The 23,973-nt window shown below is 56.9% G+C and carries 24 protein-coding genes, 1 tRNA gene and 1 pseudogene; 18 read left to right on the plus strand and 8 right to left on the minus strand.

The features are described from left to right. Positions 1–23 precede the first annotated feature (23 nt). The 3 genes and pseudogenes from GS646_RS02290 (at position 24) to GS646_RS02300 (ending at position 3,251) form a co-directional block, all read left to right on the plus strand. Positions 24–2,309: pseudogene (locus GS646_RS02290) on the plus strand (glycosyl hydrolase family 28-related protein). A gap of 143 nt (positions 2,310–2,452) precedes the next feature. Further along, positions 2,453–2,770 carry an antibiotic biosynthesis monooxygenase gene (locus tag GS646_RS02295; protein WP_171093509.1) on the plus strand — a complete coding sequence of 106 codons (318 nt, stop codon included), beginning with the start codon at positions 2,453–2,455 and terminating at the stop codon, positions 2,768–2,770. Between the two features lie 73 nt (positions 2,771–2,843). Then, a complete protein-coding gene (locus GS646_RS02300) occupies positions 2,844–3,251 on the plus strand; it encodes a universal stress protein (protein WP_171184077.1) in 408 nt (135 codons plus the stop codon). A 3-nt stretch (positions 3,252–3,254) separates the two neighbouring features. Here the strand turns inward: GS646_RS02300 and GS646_RS02305 are convergent, their stop codons facing one another. After that, positions 3,255–3,731, minus strand: coding sequence for a pyridoxamine 5'-phosphate oxidase family protein (locus GS646_RS02305; RefSeq protein ID WP_171184080.1), 477 nt, complete (start codon positions 3,729–3,731; stop codon positions 3,255–3,257). A gap of 119 nt (positions 3,732–3,850) precedes the next feature. Here GS646_RS02305 and GS646_RS02310 point away from each other — a divergent pair, with 119 nt between their 5' ends. Beyond that, a complete protein-coding gene (locus GS646_RS02310) occupies positions 3,851–4,273 on the plus strand; it encodes an excalibur calcium-binding domain-containing protein (RefSeq protein WP_171184082.1) in 423 nt (140 codons plus the stop codon). Between the two features lie 18 nt (positions 4,274–4,291). Here GS646_RS02310 and GS646_RS02315 read toward each other — a convergent pair whose 3' ends face one another. Then, complete coding sequence (locus GS646_RS02315; protein WP_171647342.1) at positions 4,292–4,720, minus strand: excinuclease ABC subunit B; 429 nt, start codon at positions 4,718–4,720, stop codon at positions 4,292–4,294. A 220-nt stretch (positions 4,721–4,940) separates the two neighbouring features. Here GS646_RS02315 and GS646_RS02320 point away from each other — a divergent pair, with 220 nt between their 5' ends. After that, complete coding sequence (locus tag GS646_RS02320; RefSeq protein ID WP_171093500.1) at positions 4,941–5,231, plus strand: hypothetical protein; 291 nt, start codon at positions 4,941–4,943, stop codon at positions 5,229–5,231. A 54-nt stretch (positions 5,232–5,285) separates the two neighbouring features. On the opposite strand, the gene GS646_RS02325 is transcribed toward GS646_RS02320, so the two are convergent. The 3 genes from GS646_RS02325 to uvrB form a co-directional block, all read right to left on the minus strand. After that, positions 5,286–6,077, minus strand: coding sequence for a formate/nitrite transporter family protein (locus GS646_RS02325; protein WP_171184086.1), 792 nt, complete (start codon positions 6,075–6,077; stop codon positions 5,286–5,288). 167 nt (positions 6,078–6,244) lie between these two features. Then, on the minus strand, positions 6,245–6,808 hold the full coding sequence (locus tag GS646_RS02330; protein ID WP_171184088.1) for a hypothetical protein: 564 nt from the start codon (positions 6,806–6,808) through the stop codon (positions 6,245–6,247). A 76-nt stretch (positions 6,809–6,884) separates the two neighbouring features. Continuing rightward, the gene (gene uvrB / locus GS646_RS02335) at positions 6,885–9,071 is read right to left on the minus strand and encodes an excinuclease ABC subunit UvrB (RefSeq protein WP_171184090.1); all 2,187 of its coding nucleotides are present in this window, start codon (positions 9,069–9,071) and stop codon (positions 6,885–6,887) included. A 269-nt stretch (positions 9,072–9,340) separates the two neighbouring features. Between uvrB and GS646_RS02340 the strand changes: the two genes are divergently transcribed. The 13 genes from GS646_RS02340 to GS646_RS02400 all read left to right on the plus strand — a co-directional run bounded on the left by GS646_RS02340 (position 9,341) and on the right by GS646_RS02400 (position 21,256). Then, positions 9,341–9,652 carry an ETC complex I subunit gene (locus tag GS646_RS02340; protein ID WP_171105518.1) on the plus strand — a complete coding sequence of 104 codons (312 nt, stop codon included), beginning with the start codon at positions 9,341–9,343 and terminating at the stop codon, positions 9,650–9,652. Beyond that, entirely contained in the window at positions 9,653–10,129 is a 477-nt protein-coding gene (locus GS646_RS02345; protein WP_171184092.1) for a GNAT family N-acetyltransferase, read from the plus strand. 21 nt (positions 10,130–10,150) lie between these two features. Then, positions 10,151–10,227: transfer RNA gene (locus tag GS646_RS02350), tRNA-Arg, on the plus strand. A 443-nt stretch (positions 10,228–10,670) separates the two neighbouring features. Beyond that, positions 10,671–11,684, plus strand: coding sequence for an inositol 2-dehydrogenase (gene iolG, locus GS646_RS02355; protein ID WP_171184123.1), 1,014 nt, complete (start codon positions 10,671–10,673; stop codon positions 11,682–11,684). A gap of 125 nt (positions 11,685–11,809) precedes the next feature. Next, positions 11,810–12,730: a sugar ABC transporter substrate-binding protein gene (locus tag GS646_RS02360; RefSeq protein WP_171184126.1), complete on the plus strand. Its 921-nt coding sequence runs from the start codon at positions 11,810–11,812 to the stop codon at positions 12,728–12,730. Positions 12,731–12,798: 68 nt separating this feature from the next. Continuing rightward, positions 12,799–13,905: an ABC transporter permease gene (locus GS646_RS02365; protein ID WP_171093486.1), complete on the plus strand. Its 1,107-nt coding sequence runs from the start codon at positions 12,799–12,801 to the stop codon at positions 13,903–13,905. A gap of 1 nt (position 13,906) precedes the next feature. Beyond that, a complete protein-coding gene (locus GS646_RS02370; protein WP_171093484.1) occupies positions 13,907–14,728 on the plus strand; it encodes an ATP-binding cassette domain-containing protein in 822 nt (273 codons plus the stop codon). A 153-nt stretch (positions 14,729–14,881) separates the two neighbouring features. After that, positions 14,882–16,714, plus strand: a complete 1,833-nt coding sequence (gene iolD / locus GS646_RS02375; protein ID WP_171647340.1) for a 3D-(3,5/4)-trihydroxycyclohexane-1,2-dione acylhydrolase (decyclizing) — start codon at positions 14,882–14,884, stop codon at positions 16,712–16,714. Beyond that, entirely contained in the window at positions 16,711–17,610 is a 900-nt protein-coding gene (iolE, locus tag GS646_RS02380) for a myo-inosose-2 dehydratase (protein WP_171093480.1), read from the plus strand. The genes iolD and iolE overlap by 4 nt, the downstream gene beginning before the upstream one ends. Before the next feature lie 48 nt (positions 17,611–17,658). Then, a complete protein-coding gene (locus tag GS646_RS02385) occupies positions 17,659–18,840 on the plus strand; it encodes a phytanoyl-CoA dioxygenase family protein (RefSeq protein WP_171184130.1) in 1,182 nt (393 codons plus the stop codon). A gap of 47 nt (positions 18,841–18,887) precedes the next feature. Next, entirely contained in the window at positions 18,888–19,694 is an 807-nt protein-coding gene (iolB, locus tag GS646_RS02390; protein WP_171184131.1) for a 5-deoxy-glucuronate isomerase, read from the plus strand. After that, positions 19,691–20,449, plus strand: a complete 759-nt coding sequence (locus GS646_RS02395; RefSeq protein WP_171647338.1) for an SDR family NAD(P)-dependent oxidoreductase — start codon at positions 19,691–19,693, stop codon at positions 20,447–20,449. The genes iolB and GS646_RS02395 overlap by 4 nt, the downstream gene beginning before the upstream one ends. A 27-nt stretch (positions 20,450–20,476) precedes the next feature. Next, a complete protein-coding gene (locus GS646_RS02400; protein ID WP_171184135.1) occupies positions 20,477–21,256 on the plus strand; it encodes a TIM barrel protein in 780 nt (259 codons plus the stop codon). Positions 21,257–21,271: 15 nt separating this feature from the next. Here GS646_RS02400 and GS646_RS02405 read toward each other — a convergent pair whose 3' ends face one another. Genes GS646_RS02405 through iolC form a run of 3 tightly spaced genes read right to left on the minus strand, consistent with a single transcriptional unit; the run spans position 21,272 to position 23,934 of the window. After that, positions 21,272–22,111, minus strand: coding sequence for a class II fructose-bisphosphate aldolase (locus tag GS646_RS02405; RefSeq protein ID WP_171184137.1), 840 nt, complete (start codon positions 22,109–22,111; stop codon positions 21,272–21,274). After that, positions 22,108–22,944 (minus strand): 5-deoxy-glucuronate isomerase, encoded by an 837-nt coding sequence (locus GS646_RS02410; protein ID WP_171184139.1) that lies wholly within the window; start codon positions 22,942–22,944, stop codon positions 22,108–22,110. Before GS646_RS02410 ends, GS646_RS02405 begins: the two co-directional genes overlap by 4 nt. Positions 22,945–22,953: 9 nt before the next feature. Then, a complete protein-coding gene (gene iolC / locus GS646_RS02415; RefSeq protein WP_171647335.1) occupies positions 22,954–23,934 on the minus strand; it encodes a 5-dehydro-2-deoxygluconokinase in 981 nt (326 codons plus the stop codon). Between the last annotated feature and the right edge of the window lie 39 nt (positions 23,935–23,973).

Genomic DNA, 23,973 nt, shown 5'->3' on the forward strand with positions numbered 1-23,973 from the left:
ACGCGATTGAGAAAGGGATTTCAATGAACAAGGCAATCACTGACGGCATCGTGTTCATGCCACCTCAATTCGCGAATGGCCTGACCGTCTGGTCTGCCGGGGACGGGACTCCGGGCTCGCCGACCTATGGCGGGTCCGGCACAGGGGTTTTTGCGCCTTCGGATGCGGATTTTGGTGGCTGTCTTGAGATTCTGAAAGTGAACACAACACAGCAGCTGCGCTATATGGGGCAGACGCCGATATTGCCCGGTTGTTACCTGCAGATCAAAGCGCGTGTCAAAGCGATTAGCGGGCCATTGCCTTCGGTGCGGATTGCCGCTTGGGCCGGGGGTGCAGTGGATGCACATGTTGCAGGCGTTGTGGAGCAGGGTCCGGCAACTCAGCTATCGGGTTATGGTTCAGTGCATGAAATTACGGCGATAGTTGGCACCGGCCAACGTCCGGGGGTGGATATGCCTTGGGGTCTTGCCGCGTTGTATGGCCATTTCGGCTTGGACATCGAAGGGGCCAACGGTGCCCTGGTGCGCGTGGATGATCTTGAGATATCCGACGTCACCAATGTCTTCCTTCGTGAAATGATCAGTCTGGTGGATGTTCGGGATTATGGCGCGGTCGGTGATGGTGTTACGGACGACTCCACCGCGTTTGAGGCCGCAGATCAGGCCGCTGGCGGGCGTCGCGTCTATGTTCCGCAGGGAAACTACTATCTTGGGGAAAACACCAGCATGACCTCGGAGATGGAGTTTGAAGGCACCGTTACGATGCCGGATGACAAGATGCTGTTGCTGACCAAAGATTTCCATCTGCCAAGTTACATTGCGGCCTTCGGTGATGAAGAGCTTGCTTTCAAAAAGGCGTTTCAGGCGTTGCTGAATAACGCGGATCATGAATCGCTTGACCTGGGCGGTCGCAAAATCTCGGTAACGGCTCCGAATTGATATGGCCGCAGCGGTTCCGAACAAACAAGGCTTTTCCACCCGCCGCGTGATCCGCAACGGTCAGTTCGATGTCAAGAGCAGCACGGCCTGGGATACCGAGACCTTCACATCGGTGGCAACCTATGATCCTTCGGACAGAACGCGACTGACCAATGTGGCCAATGTGGCGAATATTCCTGTAGGTTCGTTGGTGCAGGGCAGTGGTGTGGGCCGCGAAATCTATGTGCGGTCAAAAAACGTTGGTGCTGGTGAGATCATCCTGAACGCGCCAATCTATGACGCGTCGGGTACGCAAACCTTCACGTTCCATGCGTTAAAATACCTTCTGGACTTCAGCGGCTTCAACACACTGCGTAAGTTCGGCATGGAGCAGATAGAATTTCAGTGCAACAGCAGGTGCCGCGCCATTCGGCTGGCCACGTCGGGCGGCACATTCCAGTTGAAGGATTGTTTTGTCAGCCGCCCAAAAGACCGGGGGATCACCTCGATTGCGACAGGGTGCAAGGGGATGCTGATTGACAATTGTCAGTTCCTGTCGGCGGAAGAGTCCTTGCCTGTTGCGGATCGATCGTCAATCGGGCTGAACACCAATTCGAACGACGTGAAACTGCGCCACAACCAGGCCGTGCGCTTTAAACACTTTGCCGTTCTGGGCGGTGACAACAACATGGTTCTCGGCAATCATTTTTTCCAAGGTGATGGCATTCCGCAAGGCGTACGCACCGCTGGGTTGATCATGATCGGCACGTATAACAGTTCCACTATTGCCGAAAACTACGTCGACAATTGTTTCATCGAATGGACCAATGAACGGGATGCCTCACCCGCTTTCACCAGCGGATTCTCGTTCAGCGCAATGAGCATCACGGACAATATCTTCTATTCAAGTCAGGCGCCGTCCTGGTTCAGCTTTATCATTATTCGTCCTTATGGGGCCGGGCATTTCCTGAATGGTTTGGCTGTGACTGGAAACAAGTTTCGGGCCACCAGTGGTTCGATAAATCGGGTGGAAAGGGTGAACACATCTTTTGCAGATCTCAACAACAACAGGCACACGAATGTGACGTTCCAGAACAACACCTACCACGGCGTCACAATAAAGACCGCGCATCCGCTGAGAGTCCGGCGTCAGCAGAACTCAGTCGCAAGTTTTGGCCAATTTCGTCGAATGGAGAACTGCCGTTCAATGGTAAAGCGCGCAGTTGCGATAGCGTTACCGTGCTCGGAGGGCTTACGGGGGTCTTCAATAACCAGGTTTTTGCGGCACCTCACGTTTTGCCCGAGCAGGGGTCGCCGGGTGCTAGCCTGACCCTGAGATGGCCTGAGCAGGTTAAGGGCGAAGTATCTGCGTTGATTCGGATGGAAAAATAATAGCAGCACTGGCCGCTCTAAATAGGGCGGCCAATTCTTCGGGTTATGCCAGGAACACCTCGAGTTGCTTTGCGGTGCTGACAGGAAATAGGCGACGTTTTTGTTGGGTGTGCTAGGCTGAGGAAAGCAAATGGAGAATCCCGATGCCGAAAATCGCCAAAGACGCCAGTGTTCAAACTGTTATCACAACCTTCGAAATGACGCCGGGCACTTGTCAGGACCTTTTGGAAGCCTTGACCGACGCTTATGCCGAATTCATTTCCAAGCAGCCGGGTTTTGTTTCCGCAGGGCTGCATGTGAACGACGCGCAAACCCGAATCGCCAACTACTCGCAATGGGAACGGCGCGAAGATTTTCTGGCCATGTTGCGGACGCCTGAGATGCGCGACCGCAACCGCAAGATCAACGAACTATGCAAAAGCTTTGAGCCGGTCATGTATGACGTGGCCGAGACATTCTGAAATTCCTGACCTGAATCAAAGTCTGCAATATTAATATGTTTCAAAGTGAGCCTGCAAAACGGAGGCTCACGCTATGTATCACAACATTCTTGTTCCTATCTCATTCGATGCTGAAAGAGACACCTCCGGGCCTTTGAAGCTGGCTCAGCTGTTGGCTACACCAGACGCGCAGGTGACATTGCTGCATGTGGTCGAGCATATTCCGAACTATGCGATTTCGTATATGCCGCCCGAATACCTGACCGAAGCACGCAAGGCGATTCAGACGGAATTGGATGAATTGGCATCGCAGTTGCCAAATGCGCGTGGATTGGTGATCGAAGGACACTCTGGTCGCACGATTCTGGATTGGGCCGAAGCCAACAAGCCCGACCTGATCATCATGGCGTCGCACCGACCGGGAATGCAGGATCTGCTGCTGGGCTCGACGGCTTCCCACGTCGTGCGACATGCTGGATGCGCTGTGCACGTAGTGCGCTGACCGTCAAAAATCTTCTGCTGTCATGCGGTAGGCTTTGCCAAATCCGCTGTTCAGCAACCCATCCCGGATCGTAAACCTGACAAAACTGAAATCGGTGAAATCGACATACAGTTTTGCCTTGGGCCTAAGGCTCAGATACCGCTCGCGCAGCGGGGCATACTCTGGCATGTCCCGGTATACCCAATGCGCCACAGCGTGAAGTGTCAGACGGGGATGGGTCAGCGGGTCGCCTTTGTCTTCGGGCTCTCCGACCAGAAGGGCGCAATTCGGGTTGGCGTTCAGGGCTTGGGTGTGTTCGGCCAGTGACGAGATCAGCGTGACAGTGCAGCCATCCGTGTCCGTGGCCAATGCGATACGGGACAGTGTTGGCAAACCCGTTTGAGGGTGCAAAACAGCCAACGCAGCGAAACGGGCCTGCTCCAAAAGCTCTCCGGCTTGCGCGCGGACCGTTTCGTCTGGGGTTTGGTAGGGACTTGTCACGGTTTGGCTAGACCTCACAATCAGGGTTTCGCAGTGACACTAGAGCGTAAGTAGGCGGCCCGCCAACCTTTCGATCCGATTGCCTCGGCTTTGCCACATATCCATCGTAAGACCCAGTCATGCTGTTCAAGAAACCCACGCAGGACGCGCCTGACCTGAACCCAAGATCAACCCGTCGGCACCAGCGGGCCGAGGCCACGCGCCGACAGGCACTGTCCCCGGTGCGTATTCTTGTCATGGTGCTGTTACTGCCCCTCACGACTGTGCTGATCGCGGTGGGCGTTTTCATTCGGGTGTCCGAGTATAATAGGGATGAGGCCGTGATCCACCTGATCGCGCTGGCAGGGTGTGACGCGACGCAAGCCATGGGAATCGGGCCGTTCCGCGAAGGTCAGCCGGGTTACCACACGCGCAATGACCCTGATGGAGACGGCGTTGCCTGCGGGTTTGTCGAGACGCCTGTACCGCGGGCCGCGCAATCAGAAAGCCGCGCAGAGCCCCAACAACGTTCGGTCGGTAACGCCAAATTCGTGCGCCCATAGCGGGCAAAGGGAACCCGTTCAGGACAAATGCGCGCCTGCACAGGTGCGAAAGATACGCACCTGCGGCGCTGCATCGATCAGGGGAAACTCTGCAATCCCGTCTTGCGTGAACGCATAGGCGACCTGGTTGTACTCCAACCCATCCAGCACGTTCCCAAAGCCGGTATCTGTCACCGTCAACGCAGATCCTCCGTCGGACAAGACATGGCGTGGGGTGGCGATTTCGATGGGGTTTCGTCCTTCGAACCGCATTGCAAACCACGGCGATTGAGCCCAGACCTGATCTTTCCGAGTAATCGTCAGCGTATAGAGCGGCGCGGACGGGTCATAGGTCAGGAAAATCGTCGCGGCACCTGTGTCATGCGAAAGCGTGCAGATATCGCCCACCGTCGCCTCCCACGCGAAAGCCGGGGTGGCCAGGATCAGAGAAGTCAGGATTGCACGCATGAGAGGGGATGTAGCCGCCGAACAGGGCAAGACAAGGCCCCGGAACGCTGGGTTGCAACCCTGAAGTGTCAGAGGCTTGCGCGCAGTGAGGTGCGTGGTTGAAAATGGCCGAAAATCCCACGTATCAATCTGAGATTTCAAGCCCCTGTGCTAAGATGCGCGCGGCGCGGCTGTCCTGGCTGCGCCACATGACAGTTCCGTCACGTGAGGGAGGAAAGTAATGTTTGCACGTATTACCCAATTCAAAATGAAGCCCGGCACGCGAGAGGCCGCCACGGCAAAAATGAACGAATTGAAATCCGAGATCATGGGCATGCCCGGCATGCATTGCTTTACCAACGTGATGAACGAGGACGGATCGGGTTATGTGATCTCGGTGGTGGAAAGCGAAGAGACCTCGAACGCAAACGCGCCCAAAGTGGCCGAGCTGTGGGGCCATTTCGCCGAATTCATGGAAGGCCCGCCCTCACCGGTCGGATATGATGTGATTGCACATTGGGATAAGGGGTAAAGCTTAGGGCGGGGTCAGACCCGCCCTTTCTTTTGATCTGCGAGAACAGCGCTTTCAGCCGGACGTATTGTGCAGATAGGCAAGGCGATAAGCAAGCGCAACGCCACCCGCACCGCCGACAACATTGCCAATCGTAACCCAAAACAGGTTTCCAAAGACGGCGCCCCAACCAAGGTCGGCACCTGCAAGTGCGCCTTGCGGCAACAGGTACATATTGGCGACCGAGTGTTCCAACCCCATCAGAACAAACGCCGCAATCGGCCAGAGTATTGCCATCACCTTTCCCACGACCGATCTGGCGGCGAAGCTCAGCCAAACGGCAAGGCAGACCAACGCGTTGCACAAAATGCCACGCGCAAAGGCCTGTGTCTGAGTGAGGTCGATTTTGCCATTTGCGATCGCAGATGCTGTGGCGCCCGTGGGACCTTCGAGCAATCCGGTTGCAGCAAATGCCAGGGCCAGTGCAATAGCTCCGACCAAATTCCCGAGATACACGAGCCCCCAGTTCCGCAGCAGGTCACGCAGTGAAATTTTCCGGTCCACCGCCGCAATGGTCATCAGAGCGTTGCCAGTGAACAGCTCGGCCCCGCCGACTACCACCAGGATCAGGCCCAGCGAGAACACGACGCCACCCAGAAACCGGGCCGGTCCGAAGCCCGGATCGACACCGGTCATGACCATGGTATAGGCCGCGCCGCCAAAGCCGATGAAAACGCCCGCAAGAATGGCCAGCGTCAATGTCTGGCCGACTGACAGATGCGCCTTGGCAACGCCTGCGGTTTCGACCAGCTCGGCGATTTGGGCCGGTTTATAGGCGTCCACGCCGGTTGGGTTTTGCACTTTCATGCACTCCAGCATGCCGACATTTTTTTCTTCGGTATTGATTGGGATCAAAGTTGTGGGGTGAAAGGCCCATCGGGTTCAGGTGAATAGCGGGCTGTGCGCACGGTGAATAGTGCATTGGATAATATGCTTGCTGGGCAGGGTGTTGGGGTGGATTACGCGCTCGTGGATTACTGAATTGTGTACTTAACCTGGTTGGGAGATGCGGCCGTGATTATTATATCCCTGCCAGCTACGAAAATTTGATCACCAACTTGGGCCGCAATGTTGATGTCGCGAATACCTGCAACTTGGTCCTGAGGTGTATTCGGAGGAACAATAATAGGATAGGTACTCGTACTGATGGATCCATAATAAGGAATACCGCCGATGTTTCCTGAGAAAGTACTCTGACTACTTGGGTTAACAATTAGCGGCGTGCTATTTACCGTAGTTTTTGAGCTGTGAATCAAAACGTCCCTGCGCACAAACTGAGCTTTCCCATTTGAGTATCCATTGAAGTACACAGTGGTAGTCCCTGTTGGTCGCGTTCGTCCCAAAATATCGGCTGCCCCAAATGCATTCGGTAGGCTTTCAGTGTTTTCTATGGTGAGTACGGTATCTCCGACACCAGCAATGTACTCGCCGTTAATTGATTTAGAAGTAGTTCTAATTTTTGAGTGATCCTGGATTTCACCACACGCCGTTAGCGCTAAGGTTGTAGCAATAAAAAGATGAAACCAAAGGTACTTCATTATTTTTCCGAGACTTACCTTGCCGCACGATGTTATGATCGCTGCGGTAATTCAACCCAAAGAATAGTTGAAAAGATTACCTTTTCCGCCGCTTCACATTCCCACCCCGCTGCCCCGGCCTGCCAGCCGTTGACCGTCCGCGCGACTTCACTGCGTCTTCCGAGGCTTTCTCGACCGCCCATTGCCGCGCCATGGGGTCGTCGGCGACGGCCAGATCGACCGCTTCCAGACGTTTGATCTCGTCCCGGATATTGGCGGCCTCTTCGAATTCCAGGTTCTCGGCGGCCTTGCGCATCTTCTCGCGCAACCCGTCCAGATGCGCTTCCAAATTCGCGCCGTGCATCGGTTTGTCGATGGTGGCGGTGACGCGGTTCATGTCGACGTCGCCTTCGTAGAGACCTGCCAGAACGTCCTCGACATTCTTTTTCACCGTCTCGGGGGTGATGCCGTGTTCCTCGTTATAGGCGAGCTGTTTGGCACGGCGGCGGTTGGTCTCGTTCAGCGCGCGCTCCATCGAACCGGTGATCTTGTCGGCATACATGATCACCCGACCATCAGCGTTACGCGCAGCGCGGCCGATGGTTTGCACCAGAGAGGTCTCGGACCGCAAAAAGCCCTCTTTATCCGCATCCAGAATGGCGACCAGGCCGCATTCGGGGATGTCGAGCCCCTCGCGCAGCAGGTTGATGCCGACCAGCACATCGAATGCCCCCAACCGCAGGTCGCGCAGGATTTCGATGCGTTCCAGCGTGTCGATGTCGGAATGCATGTAGCGGACTTTGATGCCCTGTTCGTGCAGGTATTCGGTCAGATCCTCGGCCATGCGCTTGGTCAGGGTGGTGACCAGCGTGCGGAAGCCGTTGGCGGCGACCTTGCGCACCTCGTCCAGCAGGTCGTCGACCTGCATGGAGACAGGGCGGATCTCGACCTCGGGGTCCAGCAGGCCGGTGGGGCGGATCACCTGTTCGGTGAAGACGCCGCCGGTCTGTTCGATCTCCCACTTGGCCGGCGTGGCCGAGACGAAGACGGATTGCGGGCGCATGGCGTCCCATTCTTCGAACTTCAGGGGTCGGTTATCCATGCAGGACGGCAGGCGGAACCCGTGTTCGGCCAGCGTGAATTTGCGCCGATAGTCTCCCCGGTACATGCCGCCGATCTGCGGAACGCTGACGTGGGATTCGTCGGCAAAGACAATGGCGTTGTCGGGAATGAATTCGAACAGGGTCGGGGGCGGTTCACCCGGAGCGCGGCCCGTGAGGTAGCGCGAATAGTTCTCGATCCCGTTGCAGACGCCAGTAGCCTCGAGCATTTCCAAATCGAAATTGGTGCGCTGTTCCAGCCGTTGAGCCTCCAGCAATTTGCCTTCGCCCACCAGTTGGTCCAGCCGGATGCGTAGTTCCTTTTTGATCCCGATGATCGCCTGCTGCATCGTGGGTTTAGGCGTCACGTAGTGCGAGTTCGCATAAACGCGCACCTGCTCCATCGTCGCGGCGCGTTCCCCGGTCAGAGGGTCGAACTCGGTGATCTGTTCCAGTTCCTCGCCGAAGAAGGACAGCTTCCAGGCGCGGTCCTCAAGGTGGGCGGGCCAGATTTCCAGTGAATCGCCCCGCACCCGGAACGATCCACGCTGAAATGCCTGATCGTTTCGGCGGTATTGCTGGGCGACCAGATCGGCCATTACTTGCCGCTGGTCGTATTCGTTGCCGACCTTCAGATCCTGCGTCATCGCCCCATAGGTCTCGACCGAACCGATACCATAGATGCAAGATACTGACGCCACGATGATCACATCGTCACGTTCCAGCAGCGCCCGCGTGGCCGAGTGGCGCATCCGGTCGATCTGTTCGTTGATCTGGGATTCTTTCTCAATGTACGTGTCCGAGCGCGGCACATAAGCTTCGGGTTGGTAGTAGTCGTAATACGAGACGAAGTATTCCACTGAGTTTTCGGGGAAGAAGCCTTTGAACTCTCCGTAAAGCTGCGCGGCCAGTGTTTTGTTCGGTGCAAGGATGATGGCTGGGCGCTGGGTTTCCTCGATCACCTTGGCCATGGTGAATGTTTTACCCGTCCCCGTCGCACCTAGCAGAACCTGATCGCGCTCGCCGTCCAATACGCCGCCAGCCAGTTCCCTGATGGCCGTCGGTTGGTCACCTGCCGGGTTGAACTCGGTGTGCATCACAAACTGCTTGCCGCCTTCCAGTTTCAGGCGGGCGCGCACGTCGTCGGCGGTCAGTTGGGTCTTGTCGGAATGGGCGTAAGGCATCGGCAGGCTCCGCAGTCAGGCCCCTACATTTGTTCTTATTTTGTCCGTCTGCAAGGGCTGATCCGGATTCATTGCGCTCAACACAGTCGGATGCCATGCGGTTGGTGAATCATTGTGATGTCCCGACGTTTGATGTGTCTCTGATTTATCCCGGGCCAATGACAATTTCTGACATTAGTTTGCGGGCAACAGCCGCGACAATTGCAATCTTGCCCCCGGACGCTCTCTGACGCATAAACGGCTGAGCCAAGTGAGTACGGAGAGGCGACATGCGCGCACGGATTTACCAGCCTTCGCGAAACGCGATGACTTCGGGGATGGCCAAAACCCGCAAATGGGTTCTTGAATACGCCCCGGCCTCGGCGCGTGAGGTCGATCCGCTGATGGGCTGGACGTCGTCCAATGACACGCAGACACAGGTGCGCCTGAAATTCGACACCAAGGAAGAGGCGTTGGACTACGCCAAGGACAACGGTATCGAAGTGCAGGTCAGCGAACCGCACAAGCGCAAACCAAATCTGCGCGCCCGTGGCTATGGCGAGAATTTCGCCACCGACCGGCGCGGCCCCTGGACCCACTGAATGATTGAGATTCGCAGGGCCGATCCAACCTCGGACGCACTTCGCGCCGTGGTGGACGCGCATTTTGCTCATAGCGAAACGGCAGGTCCTGCCGAAAGCAACCATACAATGGACGCCGAGTCGCTGGCCGGGCCGGGGATTCAGTTCTGGGCGATTTATGAGGGTCAGCAACCTTTAGGGTGTGGCGCGATGAAGATGCTGCCCGACGGAACCGCCGAGGTGAAGTCAGTGCATATTCTAGCGCAGGCGCGGGGCCGTGGTTTGGCGCGGCTGATGATGCAGCACTTGGCAGACTTGGCACGTGCCGAGGGGATTGAGGCCCTGGTTCTGGAGACCGGAGCAGCCCATCTTTCCGAATATGAAGCCGCCCGCAAGCTTTATGAGACATTGGGATATTCCTATTGCGGCCCGATCTTTGGCTATCAGGACGACCCAAACAGCGCCTTCATGCGCTTGGCCCTTGAACCCGGACAATAAAAACCGCAAGAAGGGCGCAGCGGTCCCTTAGCTCAACTGGATAGAGCAGCTGACTTCTAATCAGCAGGTTGAGGGTTCGAGTCCTTCAGGGATCGCCATCTTCATACGAAACACTTGAAACCAATGAAGCGCGCAGTCTCGTTTTGCTCTGTCGCCAAAACGACTCGTTGTTTCGTTGGGTGCGGACATGTTTCTGAAGCCACCATGCGGCGGGTTGATCAGTACAGGTATCGGAAAGTTTAAGGGGCTGGACGAGGGGGTCATGCCAGCCCCTTTTAAGGGGTCACAGAGTGGTAGTGTGTGTGTTCCTTAATTGAAACCTACCCTGTTTCACCGCGTTCGGAAATTGGGGGATTCCCGTAGACGCGCAAATGCGCGGAATTCGGCGCGTGGTGTATCATCGGAAGACCACGGTAGACCTTGTTTGGAGACCCCTTCGCAGGGGGCGTCGCAAAGATTACTGATCCGTTGAAAAAAGATATTGCAACCGGTTGCAAACAGAATCATTGTTACGTCCAACAACTAGATTCGGGAGAGCTGCATGTTGAAGGTTGGTTTGCTGGGCGCCGGACGCATCGGACGGGTACATGCGCAGGCCATTTCGGCCCACCCAAGCAGCAAGCTCTGTGCTGTTTCAGACGCCGTGCCAGAAGCGGCAGAAAGCCTTGCCGGCGAATACGGGGCGCAGGCGCGTGGGTCGGACGAGATCATTGCAGACACCCAAATTGATGCTGTTCTGATCGCAACGCCAACCGATACGCATTCTGACTTGATTGAAGCTGCCACAGCCGCAGGCAAAGCCGTGTTGTGTGAAAAGCCGGTTGATCTGAGCTTGGAACGTGCTGCGCAATGTCTTCATGCTGTGTCTGGGCGGAGTAAGCCTGTGATGATTGGGTTTAACCGCCGGTTCGACCCCAATTTTTCGGCATTGAAAGCAGGTTTAGAGGCGGGTGAAATCGGCAAAGCAGAGCTGCTGTCGATCACCTCGTTTGACCCGGCACCGCCTCCAGTCAGCTATGTCAAAGTGTCGGGCGGGCTGTTTCGGGACATGATGATCCACGATTTCGACATGGCAAACTATCTTATGGGCGAGGTTCCGGTTGTCATTACTGCCGTCGGGTCGTCTCTTGTAGATGCCGAGATTGGCGCGGCTGGTGATGTGGATACCGCTGCGGTGACAATGACTTATGCAGATGGTCGTATTGCTGTTATCAAGAACTCGCGCCGTGCGGCCTATGGTTATGACCAGCGGGTCGAGTTGCTGGGTTCAGGCGGATTGCTGCAAGCGCAGAACATGCTGGAAAATACGGTGGTCAAATCGACGGCAGAGGGCGTTGTCGGGGCAAAGCCAACCTATTTCTTTCTCGAACGTTACATGCCCGCTTACAAGGTGGAATGGGCCGCGTTTGTCGACGCTGTTGTGAACGGTTCAAAGGTTCCTGTTTCGTTGAAAGACGGTGTTGCCGCGCTTGCCATGGCCGAGGCCGCGACACTGTCGATGCAATCCGGACAACCGGTTCGGATGGAAGAAATTTTGAAACCGGTTGCAAAATGATCGAAATTCTTCAAACTTACGTCAGCTCGGTTTTTGTGCCGCAGCCAATCAGATTCGGCACAGCCGGATGATCGGGGTTGGTCCCTCGACTTAAGATCAGACTGAAATCATGGGAGGAAACTGAAATGAAGAAATTTGTGAAAGGCGCGCTAGCTGCAGGGGCTTTGGCCCTGGCGACACCTGCGTTTGCACAGGAAATCGTGGTCGTATCGCACGGCCAGGCCAACGACGCATTCTGGAACGTTGTGAAAAACGGCGTCGAGCAGGCTGGTAAGGATGTCGGCGTGAACGTCGAATACCGTGCACCAGAAACTTTTGACATGGTGGCGATGTCGCAGTTGATCGATGCTGCCGTGAACCAGGAGCCCGACGGCCTGATCGTCTCGATCCCGGATGCGGATGCGCTTGGCCCGTCAATTGAACGTGCCGTAGCTGCCGGAATCCCGGTGATCTCGATCAACTCGGGTTCGGACGTCTCGAAAGAACTGGGTGCGCTGCTGCATGTGGGTCAGGACGAATTTGACGCCGGCAAGGCCGCTGGTGAAGAACTGGCAGCAATGGGTGGCAAAACGGCGATCTGTGTGAACCACGAAGTGGGCAACGTTGCGCTGGACCTGCGGTGTGCAGGTTTTGCGGAAGGTTTCGGTGGTGATGTCGAAGTTCTTCCGACCTCGAATGACCCGTCGGAAATCGAGTCGAAAGTTGCCGCTGCTCTGGCTGCAAACGAAGCGGTCGATACTGTGATGGCATTGGGTGCAAGCTCGGCCGGTGAGCCGACTGTTGCTGCCGTCAAGGGCTCGGGCCGGGATGTGAATGTTGCGTCCTTTGACCTGTCGGCCAACTTCCTGCAGTCGATCGCGGACGGTGACGCCGCCTTTGCCATTGATCAGCAACAGTATCTGCAAGGGTACTTGTCGGTGAACTTTATGGGCCTGCACGCCAAATACGGCCTGATGCCCGGTGGTAATGTTCCTTCAGGTCCCAACCTGGTGACTCAGGAGAAGGCCGCTCAGGTGATCGAACTGTCCTCGCAGGGCATTCGCTGATCCATTCCGGAACCTGAATAAACTGGGACGGCGCAGCAGCGCCGTTCCAACCCAAATGGGAGGAAACGATGAGTGACTCAGCTCAAGTCGCCGGGGACGAAAGGGTCAAAAAAGAGCCTTTCATGACCAAACTCATGAAGCGGCCCGAACTCGGTGCGATGGCCGGTGTCGTGCTGGTGGTAATCTTTTTTGCCATCACAGCAGACGACTCGATGTTTACCCTGGCCGGGATCATGAATTTCATGACACCTGCCGCACAGTTGGGAATTCTGGCCATCGGTGCCGCGCTGTTGATGATCGGGGGGGAGTTTGACCTGTCCATCGGCTCGATGGTGGCGTTTGCGGGCCTGTTCTTTGGCGTCTGTGTGGTCACCTGGCAGTTGCCTCTGATCGTCGCGATCCCAATGACTTTTGTTTTCGCAGCATTTGTCGGGGCGATAAACGGAAACATCGTGATCCGGTCAGGTCTGCCATCCTTCATCGTGACCCTGGCTTTCCTGTTCATTCTACGCGGTCTGTCGTTGGTTGGCCTGAAGGCCGCCACCGGAGGATCGACGCAGTTGCGTGGCGTTCGTGACGTGGTTGAGAACGACTGGCTGGCTCCGTTCTTTTCAGGCGAGGCTTTCGGCGGCCTGTTTACCTGGTTGGCCGAGAAAGGCATGATCGAAACCTTCAAAAGCGGTGCGCCTAAAGTGCCCGGAATTCCGGTCGAAATCCTGTGGTTCATCGTGCTGGCGCTTGCAGCCACTTACGTGCTGTTGCGTACCCCGGCAGGGAACTGGATTTTCGCGTCGGGCGGTGACAGCACGGCGGCGTCAAACTCTGGTGTGCCGGTGAACCGGGTCAAAGTTTCGCTGTTCATGCTGACCGCCTGCTGTGCCGCACTGGTCGCCATCATTACCGTAATCGACGCTGGTTCGACCGACGCACGTCGTGGGTTCCAGAAAGAGTTTGAGGCGATCATCGCAGCCGTAATCGGCGGCTGTCTGCTGACCGGTGGTTATGGCTCGGCCATTGGCGCGTTCTTTGGTGCGATCATCTTCGGTATGGTTGTCATCGGACTGACGTATACGGACTTCGATCAGGACTGGTTCCAGGTTTTCCTTGGCGCGATGCTGTTGATTGCGGTTCTGTTCAACAACGCGATCCGTAAACGCGTAACCGGGGAGCGTTGATATGACCGAAGATACCAAGTTCCACCACGGCGATGCGGCGACTGATGTGGCGCCCATCGTGGAAATGAAGAACATCGAAAAGCACTTTGGCAACATCATCGCTTTGGCGGGCGTCAGCTTTGACGTCAAACCGGGTGAATGTCATTGCCTGCTGGGCGACAACGGTGCAGGGAAATCGACCTTTATCAAGACCATGTCGGGCGTGCACAAACCCACCAAGGGCGAGATCTTCTTCGAAGGCAAACCGCTGCATTTCGACACGCCTCGGGATGCGATGGAGGCGGGCATTGCGACCGTGTTCCAGGATCTGGCGATGATCCCGCTGATGAGCGTCACGCGCAATTTCTTCATGGGGCGCGAACCGACCAAAGGTAAGGGCCTGATGAAGCGCTTCGATGTCGAACAGGCGAATGATGTCTGCATGGAAGAGATGCGCAAAATGGGCATCAACCTGCGCGGGCCGGATCAGGCCGTGGGCACCTTGTCAGGTGGCGAGCGGCAGACCGTCGCCATTGCTCGTGCCGTGTATTTTGGTGCCAAGATTCTGATCTTGGACGAACCGACCTCGGCCCTTGGCGTACGTCAAACCTCGAACGTTCTGGCGACTATCGACAAGGTACGCAGTCAGGGGGTTGGCGTGGTCTTCATCAGCCATAACGTGCGCCACGCTTTGGCAGTGGGTGACCGGTTTACGGTGCTTAATCGAGGCAAAACGCTGGGTACGGCGACCCGTGGTGAGATTACCCCTGAACAGTTGCAGGACCTGATGGCCGGTGGTCAGGAAATGGCCGAGCTGGAAGGGTCTTTGGGCGGTACAGTCTAAACTTTGAACACCCGGATGCCCTTTCGAGGGCATCCGAACGGGCGGTGACACCTGAGCTCACACTCAATTCAGGCTTGAGGCATTGGCCTGACATCTTCGTAAAAAAGCAACCTGTGGGCCGCTGGCAGCGGTTTCAAGTTGAAAGGGATCATGATGAGCAAGACAGTCCGACTGACAGCGGCGCAGGCTCTGGTGCGTTATCTTGGGGCGCAGATGAACGAGGCCGGAGAGCCCTTTATCGCAGGTGTCTGGGCCATTTTCGGCCATGGCAACGTTGCCGGTTTGGGTGAGGCGCTGCATGGTGTGAAAGACAGCCTGCCCACCTATCGTGGCCATAACGAACAGACCATGGCGCATTGTGCGATTGCCTATGCCAAGCAACTGGGCCGCAAGCGAGCGATGGCTGTGACCTCGTCGATCGGGCCGGGGGCCACCAATATGGTTACCGCTGCCGCTCTGGCCCATGTGAACCGCCTGCCTGTTTTGCTACTGCCCGGAGATGTGTTCGCAACGCGTGGTCCTGATCCGGTTTTGCAGCAACCCGAAGTGTTCTCGGATGGAACCATCAGTGCAAATGACTGTTTCAGACCGGTCAGCCGCTATTTCGACCGCATCACGCGCCCGGAACACCTGCTGACGGCTTTGCCGCGCGCCTTCCGTACCATGACGGACCCGGCGGACTGCGGTCCGGCCACCTTGGCCTTTTGCCAGGATGTACAGGCCGAGGCATATGATTATCCCGAAAGCTTCTTTGAGCCTCGCGTCTGGTATCAGCGTCGCATTCGCCCGGATGAGGGTGAGCTGGCGCGGGCTGTGGCGGCAATCAAGGCGGCCAAACGCCCTGTGATCGTCGCGGGTGGCGGCGTGCATTATTCGGACGCAACCCCCGCGCTGCAAAGCTTTGCCGAGGCGCACAACATCCCGGTGGCCGAAACACAGGCGGGGAAATCCGCATTGGCATGGGATCATCCGCTGAACCTGGGGCCCATTGGTGTGACTGGTGGCGAACCCGCCAACGACATCTGCGCCGAGGCTGATCTTGTGCTGGGCGTTGGCACTCGATTTCAGGATTTCACCACCGGGTCCTGGGGTCTGTTTGCCAACCCCGAACGTAAACTGATCAGCCTGAATACCGCCGCTTATGATGCCGAAAAGCATGGCGCAATGCCGTTGCAATCCGACGCGCGCGTTGGTTTGGGAGAACTCACTGAAGCGTTGGGTAACCATCGTGCGCCGGACCTGCCTGCGACGTTGAAGTCCGACTGGTTTGGCAAGGTTGATGCGCTGACCGATGCGCCAAAAGACAGCAATGCGCTGCCGACGGATATGCAAGTGATCGGTGCGGTGCAGCGGGCCGCCAATGAAAACACCGTGGCGATGTGTGCCGCAGGCACGATGCCGGGCGAGCTGCACAAGCTGTGGAAAGCACCGCGCCCAGGGGCCTATCACATGGAATACGGTTTCAGCTGTATGGGCTATGAGATCGCGGGCGCGATGGGGATCAAAATGGCCCAGCCGGACCGGGATGTGATCTGCTTTACCGGTGACGGCACTTACATGATGGCGAATTCCGAAATGGCGACGGCAGCGATGATGGGGATATCCTTCACCGTTGTTGTCACCGACAACCGCGGTTTCGGCTGCATCAACCGCTTGCAGATGGGCACGGGCGGGGCCGAGTTTAACAACCTTCTCGATCACACAGTCCACGAAACGGCTTCTGCCATCGACTTTGCGGCCCATGCGGCAGCGATGGGGGCCACCTCTGTCAAGGTCAGCTCAATTGCCGAGCTTGAGGACGCGCTGGCCAAACGCGGTGACATCAAAGGCCCATACGTTGTGGTGATCGACACCGACCCGTACCCCTCGACCGAGTATGGCGGAACGTGGTGGGAAGTGGCTGTGCCCGAGGTCAGCATCCGTCCGGAAGTGAATGAAAAACGCGCGGCTTATGAAGTCGCCATCAAGGAAAGAAACACGAAATGAGCGTGAAGATCGGTATCTCTCCGATTGCGTGGCAGAATGACGACCTGCCGGATTTGACTGCGGCCTATACGATGGAACAGGCGCTGAAAGAAGCGCGCGAGATTGGCTATACCGGCGTCGAGCGTGGCCAGCGGATGCCCGGCGACACCGAAGGCTTGCGTGCCTATCTGGACGCCAACGATATCGCGCTTTGTGGCGGTTGGTGTTCGGGAGCAACCTTGGTCAACGACTTTGACGCCGAGGTGGCTGCTGTTCGTGAGCAAGTAGAGCAGTTTGTTGCGCTGAACAGCCCGTGCATCGTTTATGCCGAATGCTCCAATACCGTTCAGGGGCAGATCGGCACGCCGGTCAATGCCCGCCCCAAATTGTCCAAAGACGAGGTTCTGGCCTATGCCGCCAAGCTGAGCGAGTTGGCCAAGTGGAAGGCTGATCAAGGTATGCCGATGGCGTATCACCATCACATGGGCACAATCATCGAAAGCGAGGATGAGGTGAACTGGCTGATGGAGGGGTCAGGCCCCGAACTGAAGCTGTGTTTCGATACCGGCCATTTGCTGTTCGGTGGTGGCGATGTGATGGCCACGCTGAACCGCTGGGGTGATCGCGTACATCACGTTCACTTCAAGGACATCCGCCCTGATGTTGTGCAAGACACGCGTGAGAACAACCGCAGCTTCCTGGATGCAGTGATCGCAGGAGCCTTCACCGTGCCTGGCGATGGCTGCATCGATTTTCAGGCCGTCGCAAATGCATTGAAAGCGATGGATTACAACGGTTGGATCGTGGTCGAGGCAGAACAGGACCCCGCCAAGGCGCCGCCCTACGAGTACTCCAAAATGGGCTACGACCACATCGTCGAAGTTTGCGGCAAGGCAGGTTTGGAGATCAGCACTTAAATCACCGCCCCACGGGGCAACACCGAAGCCATGAGAGAGGAGTATGTCATGGTCCAACAGGAACTTGGGTATGTCGGGTATTTCGACCGGGAATCCTGTGATCTGGATGAATTCAAGGTGTTGACCTCGCAAAACCTGACAGCCGATGCGGTTCCTTATGCCGTAGCGGTGGAAAAGAACGTGCCAGTATATGACATGGACGTGTTGCGCACTGCGTTGACAGATGCCGATCAGCGAAAGTCCCTTCTGGCAGAATGGGCAAGGGTTCTGGGCAAATCTGCTGGCGTGATCGTTCTGAAAGGTGCCTATGCAGATACTTCGGTGATCGACCGGGCAAGCGACGTCTTCCGCGAGATCATCGAAGAAGAGCGCGAGGGCGCTGGCGGCGAGGGCGATCACTTTGCTGCGTCAGGTGCCAATGACCGGATCTGGAATGCGCTGCAAAAACAGTGCCTGCGTGATCCGGAAGGGTTCGCACTCTATTTCGGCAATGCTGCAGTTGCAGCGGCGTGTGAGGCGTGGCTGGGGCCGAATTACCAGATGACCGCGCAGGTCAATCAGGTGCGTCCGGGCGGCAAAGCACAGCAAGCGCATCGGGATTACCATCTTGGGTTCCAGACTGCGGACAGCGCAGCGCGGTATCCGGCGCATGCCCATCACCTGACGGCTGCGCTAACCTTGCAAGGGGCAGTGGCGCATTGCGATATGCCGGTCGAAAGCGGGCCAACCAAGCTGCTACCTTTTTCGCAGCTTTACGCGCCCGGATACCTCGCCTTCCACGACCCCGCGCACAGGGACCATTTCGAGCAGGCCTACATCCAGTTGCCACTGAACAAGGGCGATGCGGTGTTCTTCAACCCCGCGCTTTTCCACGCAGCGGGGGAAAACAGCAGCAGCGACATTCACAGGATGGCCAATCTGCTTCAGGTGTCGTCAGCGTTCGGGCGCGCGATGGAAGCCGTCGACCGTGCCGCCATGTCTCAAGCCGTGTTTCCTGCACTTGCGGCCTTGAAACAACGTGGTGATCTGAGTGCCTTGGAAATCGAAGCTACGATCGGAGCAACCGCCGAGGGCTATCCCTTTCCAACCAACCTCGACACCGACCCGCCGGTTGGTGGCAATGCGCCGGACAGCCAGGCCGATATCCTGCGCCGCGCTGTGTCAGAGGGATGGAGCGAGTCGGAATTGGCCGATGCTTTGTCAGCCTTGCGTAACAGACAGGCCGCATAAGGCCCAATCGGGCGGGTCGTTGAGCCCGCCCCAATCGGAGAAGAACTATGGCACACCTGCTCAAAAAACCCTTTGGCACCCGTGGCAAGGTGCATGACATAACCCCGGCCAGCGCCGGATGGCGTTATGTAGGGTTTGGGCTTTATCACCTAAAGGCCGGGGATCGGGCGGCTGAAGTCACAGGAGACCGGGAAGTCATTCTAGTGATGGTCGAAGGCAAGGCGAAAATCACTGGTGCCGGGCAGGATTGGGGCGTGTTGGGCGACAGGATGAACGTGTTCGAAAAGACGCCGCCGCATTGCTTGTACCTGCCCAACGGCACCGAATGGGAAGCTGTCGCCGAGACCGATTGCGTAATGGCCGTGTGTTCGGCGCCGGGCAAAGGCGGTCATGAAGCGCGCCGGATCGGGCCTGATGGCATCACACTCACCGAACGCGGCAAGGGTGTGAACACGCGATACATCAATAACATCGCGATGGAGAACGAGGACTATGCCGATAGCCTTATGGTGACAGAGGTCTTCACACCAAACGGGCATTGGTCTTCATACCCCAGTCATCGCCATGACGAGGATGACTTCCCCCGGATCACCTACCTGGAAGAGACATATTACCATCGACTCAACCCTGCCAATGGGTTTGGAATTCAGCGTGTCTATACCGATGACGGTCAACTGGATGAAACGATGGCCGTATCCGATGGCGATGTTGTGACTGTCCCGCGCGGTCATCACCCTTGCGGCGCACCCTATGGGTTTGAGATGTACTACTTGAACGTCATGGCCGGACCTTTGCGAAAATGGCGTTTTGTACCGGCCCCTGAGGTCGAATGGATCATGGAGCGAGACGGATGAGCAAAGATTTCGCCAATTACCCATGCCTTGCAGGCAAGACGGTTCTCATTACAGGCGGGGCCGGAGGAATTGGTGCGGAAACTGTAAGGGCCTTTGCCAATCAGGGGGCCAAGGTCGGGTTCCTAGACCTCAATGCTGAGGCTGGGCTTGCGCTGCTGTCGGACTTGGAAGGCGAGCACGCGTTTACCCAATGCGATTTGCGCGACATTGAGGCGATGAACGCCGCAATGGGGCAGTTGGTTGAAGAGTTGGGTGAAGCGGATGTGTTGGTCAACAATGCCGCCCATGATGACCGCCACGACTGGCGCGATGTGACGCCTGAGTATTGGGATGAGCGTATGGCGACCAATATTCGCCACATGTTTTTTGCCATTCAGTCGGTGGCTCCCGGCATGATCGCGAAGGGTGCAGGCTCGATCGTCAATATCGGGTCAAACTCATGGTGGGAGGCTGGGGCGGGTTTCCCGGCTTATGCTACGGCCAAGTCAGCAGTCCACGGCCTGACCCGCACGATGGCGCGCGAGTTGGGCGATTATCGAATCCGTGTGAATGCGGTCGTGCCCGGCTGGATCATGACCGACCGTCAGAAAGACTTGTGGGTCACGCCCGAAGCGCTGGCCAAGCAGGTGGACCGGCAATGCCTGCCGGACCCGATTGAACCGGTTTATGTCGCCCGAATGGTGCTGTTTTTAGCCTCGGACGACGCCGCTATGTGCAGCGCCGGGAACTTCATGGTCGAAGGTGGTTCGATCTGAGAACGTCGAAACATCTGGAGAGCTGACATGCCTAGACCCTTTCAGCTTGCGGCGTGCGCTGAAATGCTTTGGCTAGACAAACCCATAGACTGGCGTGCCGCGCGGCTGACCGAAATGGGGTTTGGTGTGGGCCTTTGGAACTGGCCTTCGTGGGATCTGGGCAAGCTCGAAAGCGTTGGCGCGAACTACACGATCATGAACGGGTATCTTCAGGGGCGTCTTGCGGATGATGAAGGGGCTGAAATGTTGCTGCGATCTGCGCGCGAGACAGCGCAGGTTGGCAAGCGCTTGGGTGTGGATCGTCTGAACCTACACGGTACTGGTTTGGGCGATGGTGGAATTCCCATCTGGCAACATGACGTCGTGACCGGTGACATGTGGCTGACAGCGCGCGACACGCTGCAACGTATCTGTGATCTGGCGGAACAGGAAGATGTTGTTTTCACGTTGGAAAACCTAAACCTGCTGGACCATCCCGGCTGTCCCTTTGGGTCGACCGAAGACGTTCTGGCTCTGGTTTCGTCTGTCAATCATCCACGTCTGCGCATCAATCTGGATCTATATCACACGCAAATCGGTGAAGGGGATCTGGTCCGTTGGTGCAAGAAATGCCTGCCATGGATCGGAGAAGTTCAGGTTGCTGACAATCCCGGCCGGTGTGAACCCGGAACCGGTGAGATCAATTATGCCGCCGTTGCAAGGGCGCTGGATGACATGGGGTATCATGGACCTGTCGGTCTGGAGGCTTTCGCAGCAGACAACCCGGAAACGGCGCTTGAGGCCTTCCGGGTTGCTTTTACGATTTAAAGGCGCTCGCGGACGTTATCGTTGGGGTGGCGCGCCAAAGGCACGGATTACGGTGCGGGCAGCGGCCTCGACCGGGTCGTGGGTTTCCTTCAGTATGGTGACCCGATCAAACCTTTCAGGATCACGATTGACGGCGTCTCGCATGGCGTGACCAAACGCCATACGCAGTTCCGTCCCGATGTTGAACTTGCAGATCGAGGTCTCTCGTGCCAGTTTGCTGCGCTGTTCTACCGGCACGCCTGACCCGCCGTGAATGACCAAAGGCACCTCGGTCAAGGCATCAATCTCGGCGATGCGCGCCTCGTCCAGGCCACCTTCTTTGTTCTGCTGCAAGTGAACATTGCCAACCGAAATCGCCATCGCGTCCACCCCGCTTTCACGTGCGAATTTAGCGGCTTCCTCTGGGTCCGTTCCGTTCGATCCTTCGCCGCCCGAATATCCGACAAAGCCGATTTCGCCTTCGCAGGAAATCCCTGCTGCGTGGGCCATTTCGGCAATTGCGGCGGTCTCGTCAATATTCTGTTGCAATGGCTTGCGGGACCCGTCGAACATCAAAGAGGTAAACCCGCTGTCCAGCGCGATCTTGCAGTCTTCGAACGTGTACCCGTGATCCAGATGAGCCACGACCGGGACTGAGGCATTTTCGGCCAGATAACGGAACATCTTGCCTAAAATGGGAAGTGGTGTGTGTTCGCGACAGCTGGGTCCGGCCTGCAAAATCACAGGCGCATTCTCGGCTTCTGCAGCGGCCACATAAGCGCGCATGTCTTCCCAACCGAGGGTAACCAGCCCGCCAACGGCGTAACCCTGTTCATAGGCTGGTTGCAGGACGTCTTTCAGTGTGACGAGGGTCATTTGAACTTCGCGATCATGTCTTTGATGCCCGGGATCGTTTCGATCTGATAGGCATGTGTGGGTTGGAAATACTGCACCAGCGAGCGTTGGCTCAGCCCGCCGAGGATGGTGAAATAATACATCTCATAGCCCGGCAGAACGCAGCATGGATGATAGCCCTTGTCGATGCAGATCGTTGAGCCATCGACGATGTGATAGGCGTCACCGGGTTCGTTATCATCGCGTTGCAACATCTGTAGCCCCGAGCCCCAGTTGGGTTTGAAGCGGAAATTATAGGTCTCGTCGTGGCGCGTTTCGTCCGGCAGGCGGTTGGTGTCGTGCTTGTGGCTGGGAAAGCCCGACCAGCCGCCCTGACCAACTGTAAACAGCTCGCTCACCAACAGGCGGCCGACTTTGTCGTGCTGTTTTTGCCCGAGGATATGCTTGATCTTTCGATGGGTTTTGGTGTCGTCGCTGCCGTATTGAACAAGGTCGTGCTGGCGCACATCAAACGGGTCCAGCACCTTGTCGTATTTGGCGCCGGCAATGAACACTTCGGTTTCATCTGACACGCAAACCATTTGCACTTTCGCGCCGACAGGCACATAGACGCCTTCGGGTTCGCCATCCCAGACATCTTCGCCCCGGTTACCCAGTTTCGGGAAGGCAACGCCTTCAACGTCCACATCGACACTGCCGGTGGCTGGTACGATGCAGGTTTCATAGCCGGGAACCTGGTATTCGAACGCCTCACCCTTTTTCAGCTTAACGATGTTGAAATAATTCAGCGGAACCGTTGGGTCATCGGCATCGACGATGGGCTTGTTCTGATTGTCATAGGGCGCGATGTGCATGGGTGTCTCCTATGTGGTCGGGCCGGAGTGTGAGGCGAGGAACGCGTCTAATTCCGAGGTCGTGGGCATGGCTGGCGCGCATCCTGGCTGGGATACAACGATCGATGCGCAGGCCGAGCCGCGCATGACAGCATCCCTCAAGTCATGGCCCGCAGCAATTGAGGCCAATAGACCCGCCATGAAACTGTCTCCTGCCCCATTGGGTTTGACGGCCGTGACCGGATAGATGCCGGTTTCGATCTCTTGCCCGTCCAGCAGCGTGACGGCACCTTTTTCGCCCATTTTGTAGATGACGATCCGACCGGGTTTTTCTGCCAGCTGCTTGGCCTTGGCAAAGCCCTTGTCGATACCGCCAGCCATGAACCCGAACTCTTCGTCATTGCCGACGATCAGGTCGCTGGCTTCACCGGCCCGCGACAAGACTTCGGCGGCTACCTCGGGCGAAGGCCAGCTGTAGGGGCGGTAGTCGATATCGAATATGATTGGCAGGCCAACAGCTCGCGCGTTTTCGAACGCACGGAATGTGGCGCTGCGTGATGGTTCGGATGCAAAGACCGTGCCCGCCGAAATGACTGCCGAAAAGGACGAATAATCGACCTTGTCCATGTCCTCTTCGGTGACCTGAAAATCGACGGCACCGTTGCGGTAGATGACATTCTGAAAGTTTTCGGTCCGGCTTTCGTAGACGGCCAGCGACATACGGTATTCACCGCCCAAAACGCGGATATAGGTGGTGTCTACGCCATAGTGGCGCAAGCGGTTCAGGCAGAAGCGACCGACCGCATCGTCTGAGACTGACGTGATCAGAGAGGCCTGACTGCCCAATTTGACCAACCCGGCGCAAATATTTGCTGAAGAACCACCCAGATCAGCATGGAAGGTGTCGGCGTCCTCGCTTTTGACACCGATCGGGTCCGCATACATATCCATGCCAGCACGCCCGAAAACGGCGAAGCGGTTTCCTTTGATACCGTCTAACAAAGCGCTCAAGTCATGTCCTCCGGCAAAGTGGGGTGTGCAAAGTTTGGA

Source organism: Ruegeria sp. HKCCD4315 (assembly GCF_013112245.1).
In the GTDB taxonomy this organism is placed as follows: Bacteria; Pseudomonadota; Alphaproteobacteria; order Rhodobacterales; family Rhodobacteraceae; genus Ruegeria.

What these genes read in the sequence shown, in the direction of transcription:
- GS646_RS02295 (WP_171093509.1), top strand. Translation starts at nt 2,453, where the DNA reads ATGCCGAAAATCGCCAAAGACGCCAGTGTTCAAACTGTTATCACAACC.
- GS646_RS02300 (WP_171184077.1), top strand. Translation starts at nt 2,844, where the DNA reads ATGTATCACAACATTCTTGTTCCTATCTCATTCGATGCTGAAAGAGAC.
- GS646_RS02310 (WP_171184082.1), top strand. Translation starts at nt 3,851, where the DNA reads ATGCTGTTCAAGAAACCCACGCAGGACGCGCCTGACCTGAACCCAAGA.
- GS646_RS02315 (WP_171647342.1), bottom strand. Translation starts at nt 4,720, where the DNA reads ATGCGTGCAATCCTGACTTCTCTGATCCTGGCCACCCCGGCTTTCGCG.
- GS646_RS02320 (WP_171093500.1), top strand. Translation starts at nt 4,941, where the DNA reads ATGTTTGCACGTATTACCCAATTCAAAATGAAGCCCGGCACGCGAGAG.
- GS646_RS02325 (WP_171184086.1), bottom strand. Translation starts at nt 6,077, where the DNA reads ATGAAAGTGCAAAACCCAACCGGCGTGGACGCCTATAAACCGGCCCAA.
- GS646_RS02330 (WP_171184088.1), bottom strand. Translation starts at nt 6,808, where the DNA reads ATGAAGTACCTTTGGTTTCATCTTTTTATTGCTACAACCTTAGCGCTA.
- uvrB (WP_171184090.1), bottom strand. Translation starts at nt 9,071, where the DNA reads ATGCCTTACGCCCATTCCGACAAGACCCAACTGACCGCCGACGACGTG.
- GS646_RS02340 (WP_171105518.1), top strand. Translation starts at nt 9,341, where the DNA reads ATGCGCGCACGGATTTACCAGCCTTCGCGAAACGCGATGACTTCGGGG.
- GS646_RS02345 (WP_171184092.1), top strand. Translation starts at nt 9,653, where the DNA reads ATGATTGAGATTCGCAGGGCCGATCCAACCTCGGACGCACTTCGCGCC.
- iolG (WP_171184123.1), top strand. Translation starts at nt 10,671, where the DNA reads ATGTTGAAGGTTGGTTTGCTGGGCGCCGGACGCATCGGACGGGTACAT.
- GS646_RS02360 (WP_171184126.1), top strand. Translation starts at nt 11,810, where the DNA reads ATGAAGAAATTTGTGAAAGGCGCGCTAGCTGCAGGGGCTTTGGCCCTG.
- GS646_RS02365 (WP_171093486.1), top strand. Translation starts at nt 12,799, where the DNA reads ATGAGTGACTCAGCTCAAGTCGCCGGGGACGAAAGGGTCAAAAAAGAG.
- GS646_RS02370 (WP_171093484.1), top strand. Translation starts at nt 13,907, where the DNA reads ATGACCGAAGATACCAAGTTCCACCACGGCGATGCGGCGACTGATGTG.
- iolD (WP_171647340.1), top strand. Translation starts at nt 14,882, where the DNA reads ATGAGCAAGACAGTCCGACTGACAGCGGCGCAGGCTCTGGTGCGTTAT.
- iolE (WP_171093480.1), top strand. Translation starts at nt 16,711, where the DNA reads ATGAGCGTGAAGATCGGTATCTCTCCGATTGCGTGGCAGAATGACGAC.
- GS646_RS02385 (WP_171184130.1), top strand. Translation starts at nt 17,659, where the DNA reads ATGGTCCAACAGGAACTTGGGTATGTCGGGTATTTCGACCGGGAATCC.
- iolB (WP_171184131.1), top strand. Translation starts at nt 18,888, where the DNA reads ATGGCACACCTGCTCAAAAAACCCTTTGGCACCCGTGGCAAGGTGCAT.
- GS646_RS02395 (WP_171647338.1), top strand. Translation starts at nt 19,691, where the DNA reads ATGAGCAAAGATTTCGCCAATTACCCATGCCTTGCAGGCAAGACGGTT.
- GS646_RS02400 (WP_171184135.1), top strand. Translation starts at nt 20,477, where the DNA reads ATGCCTAGACCCTTTCAGCTTGCGGCGTGCGCTGAAATGCTTTGGCTA.
- GS646_RS02405 (WP_171184137.1), bottom strand. Translation starts at nt 22,111, where the DNA reads ATGACCCTCGTCACACTGAAAGACGTCCTGCAACCAGCCTATGAACAG.
- GS646_RS02410 (WP_171184139.1), bottom strand. Translation starts at nt 22,944, where the DNA reads ATGCACATCGCGCCCTATGACAATCAGAACAAGCCCATCGTCGATGCC.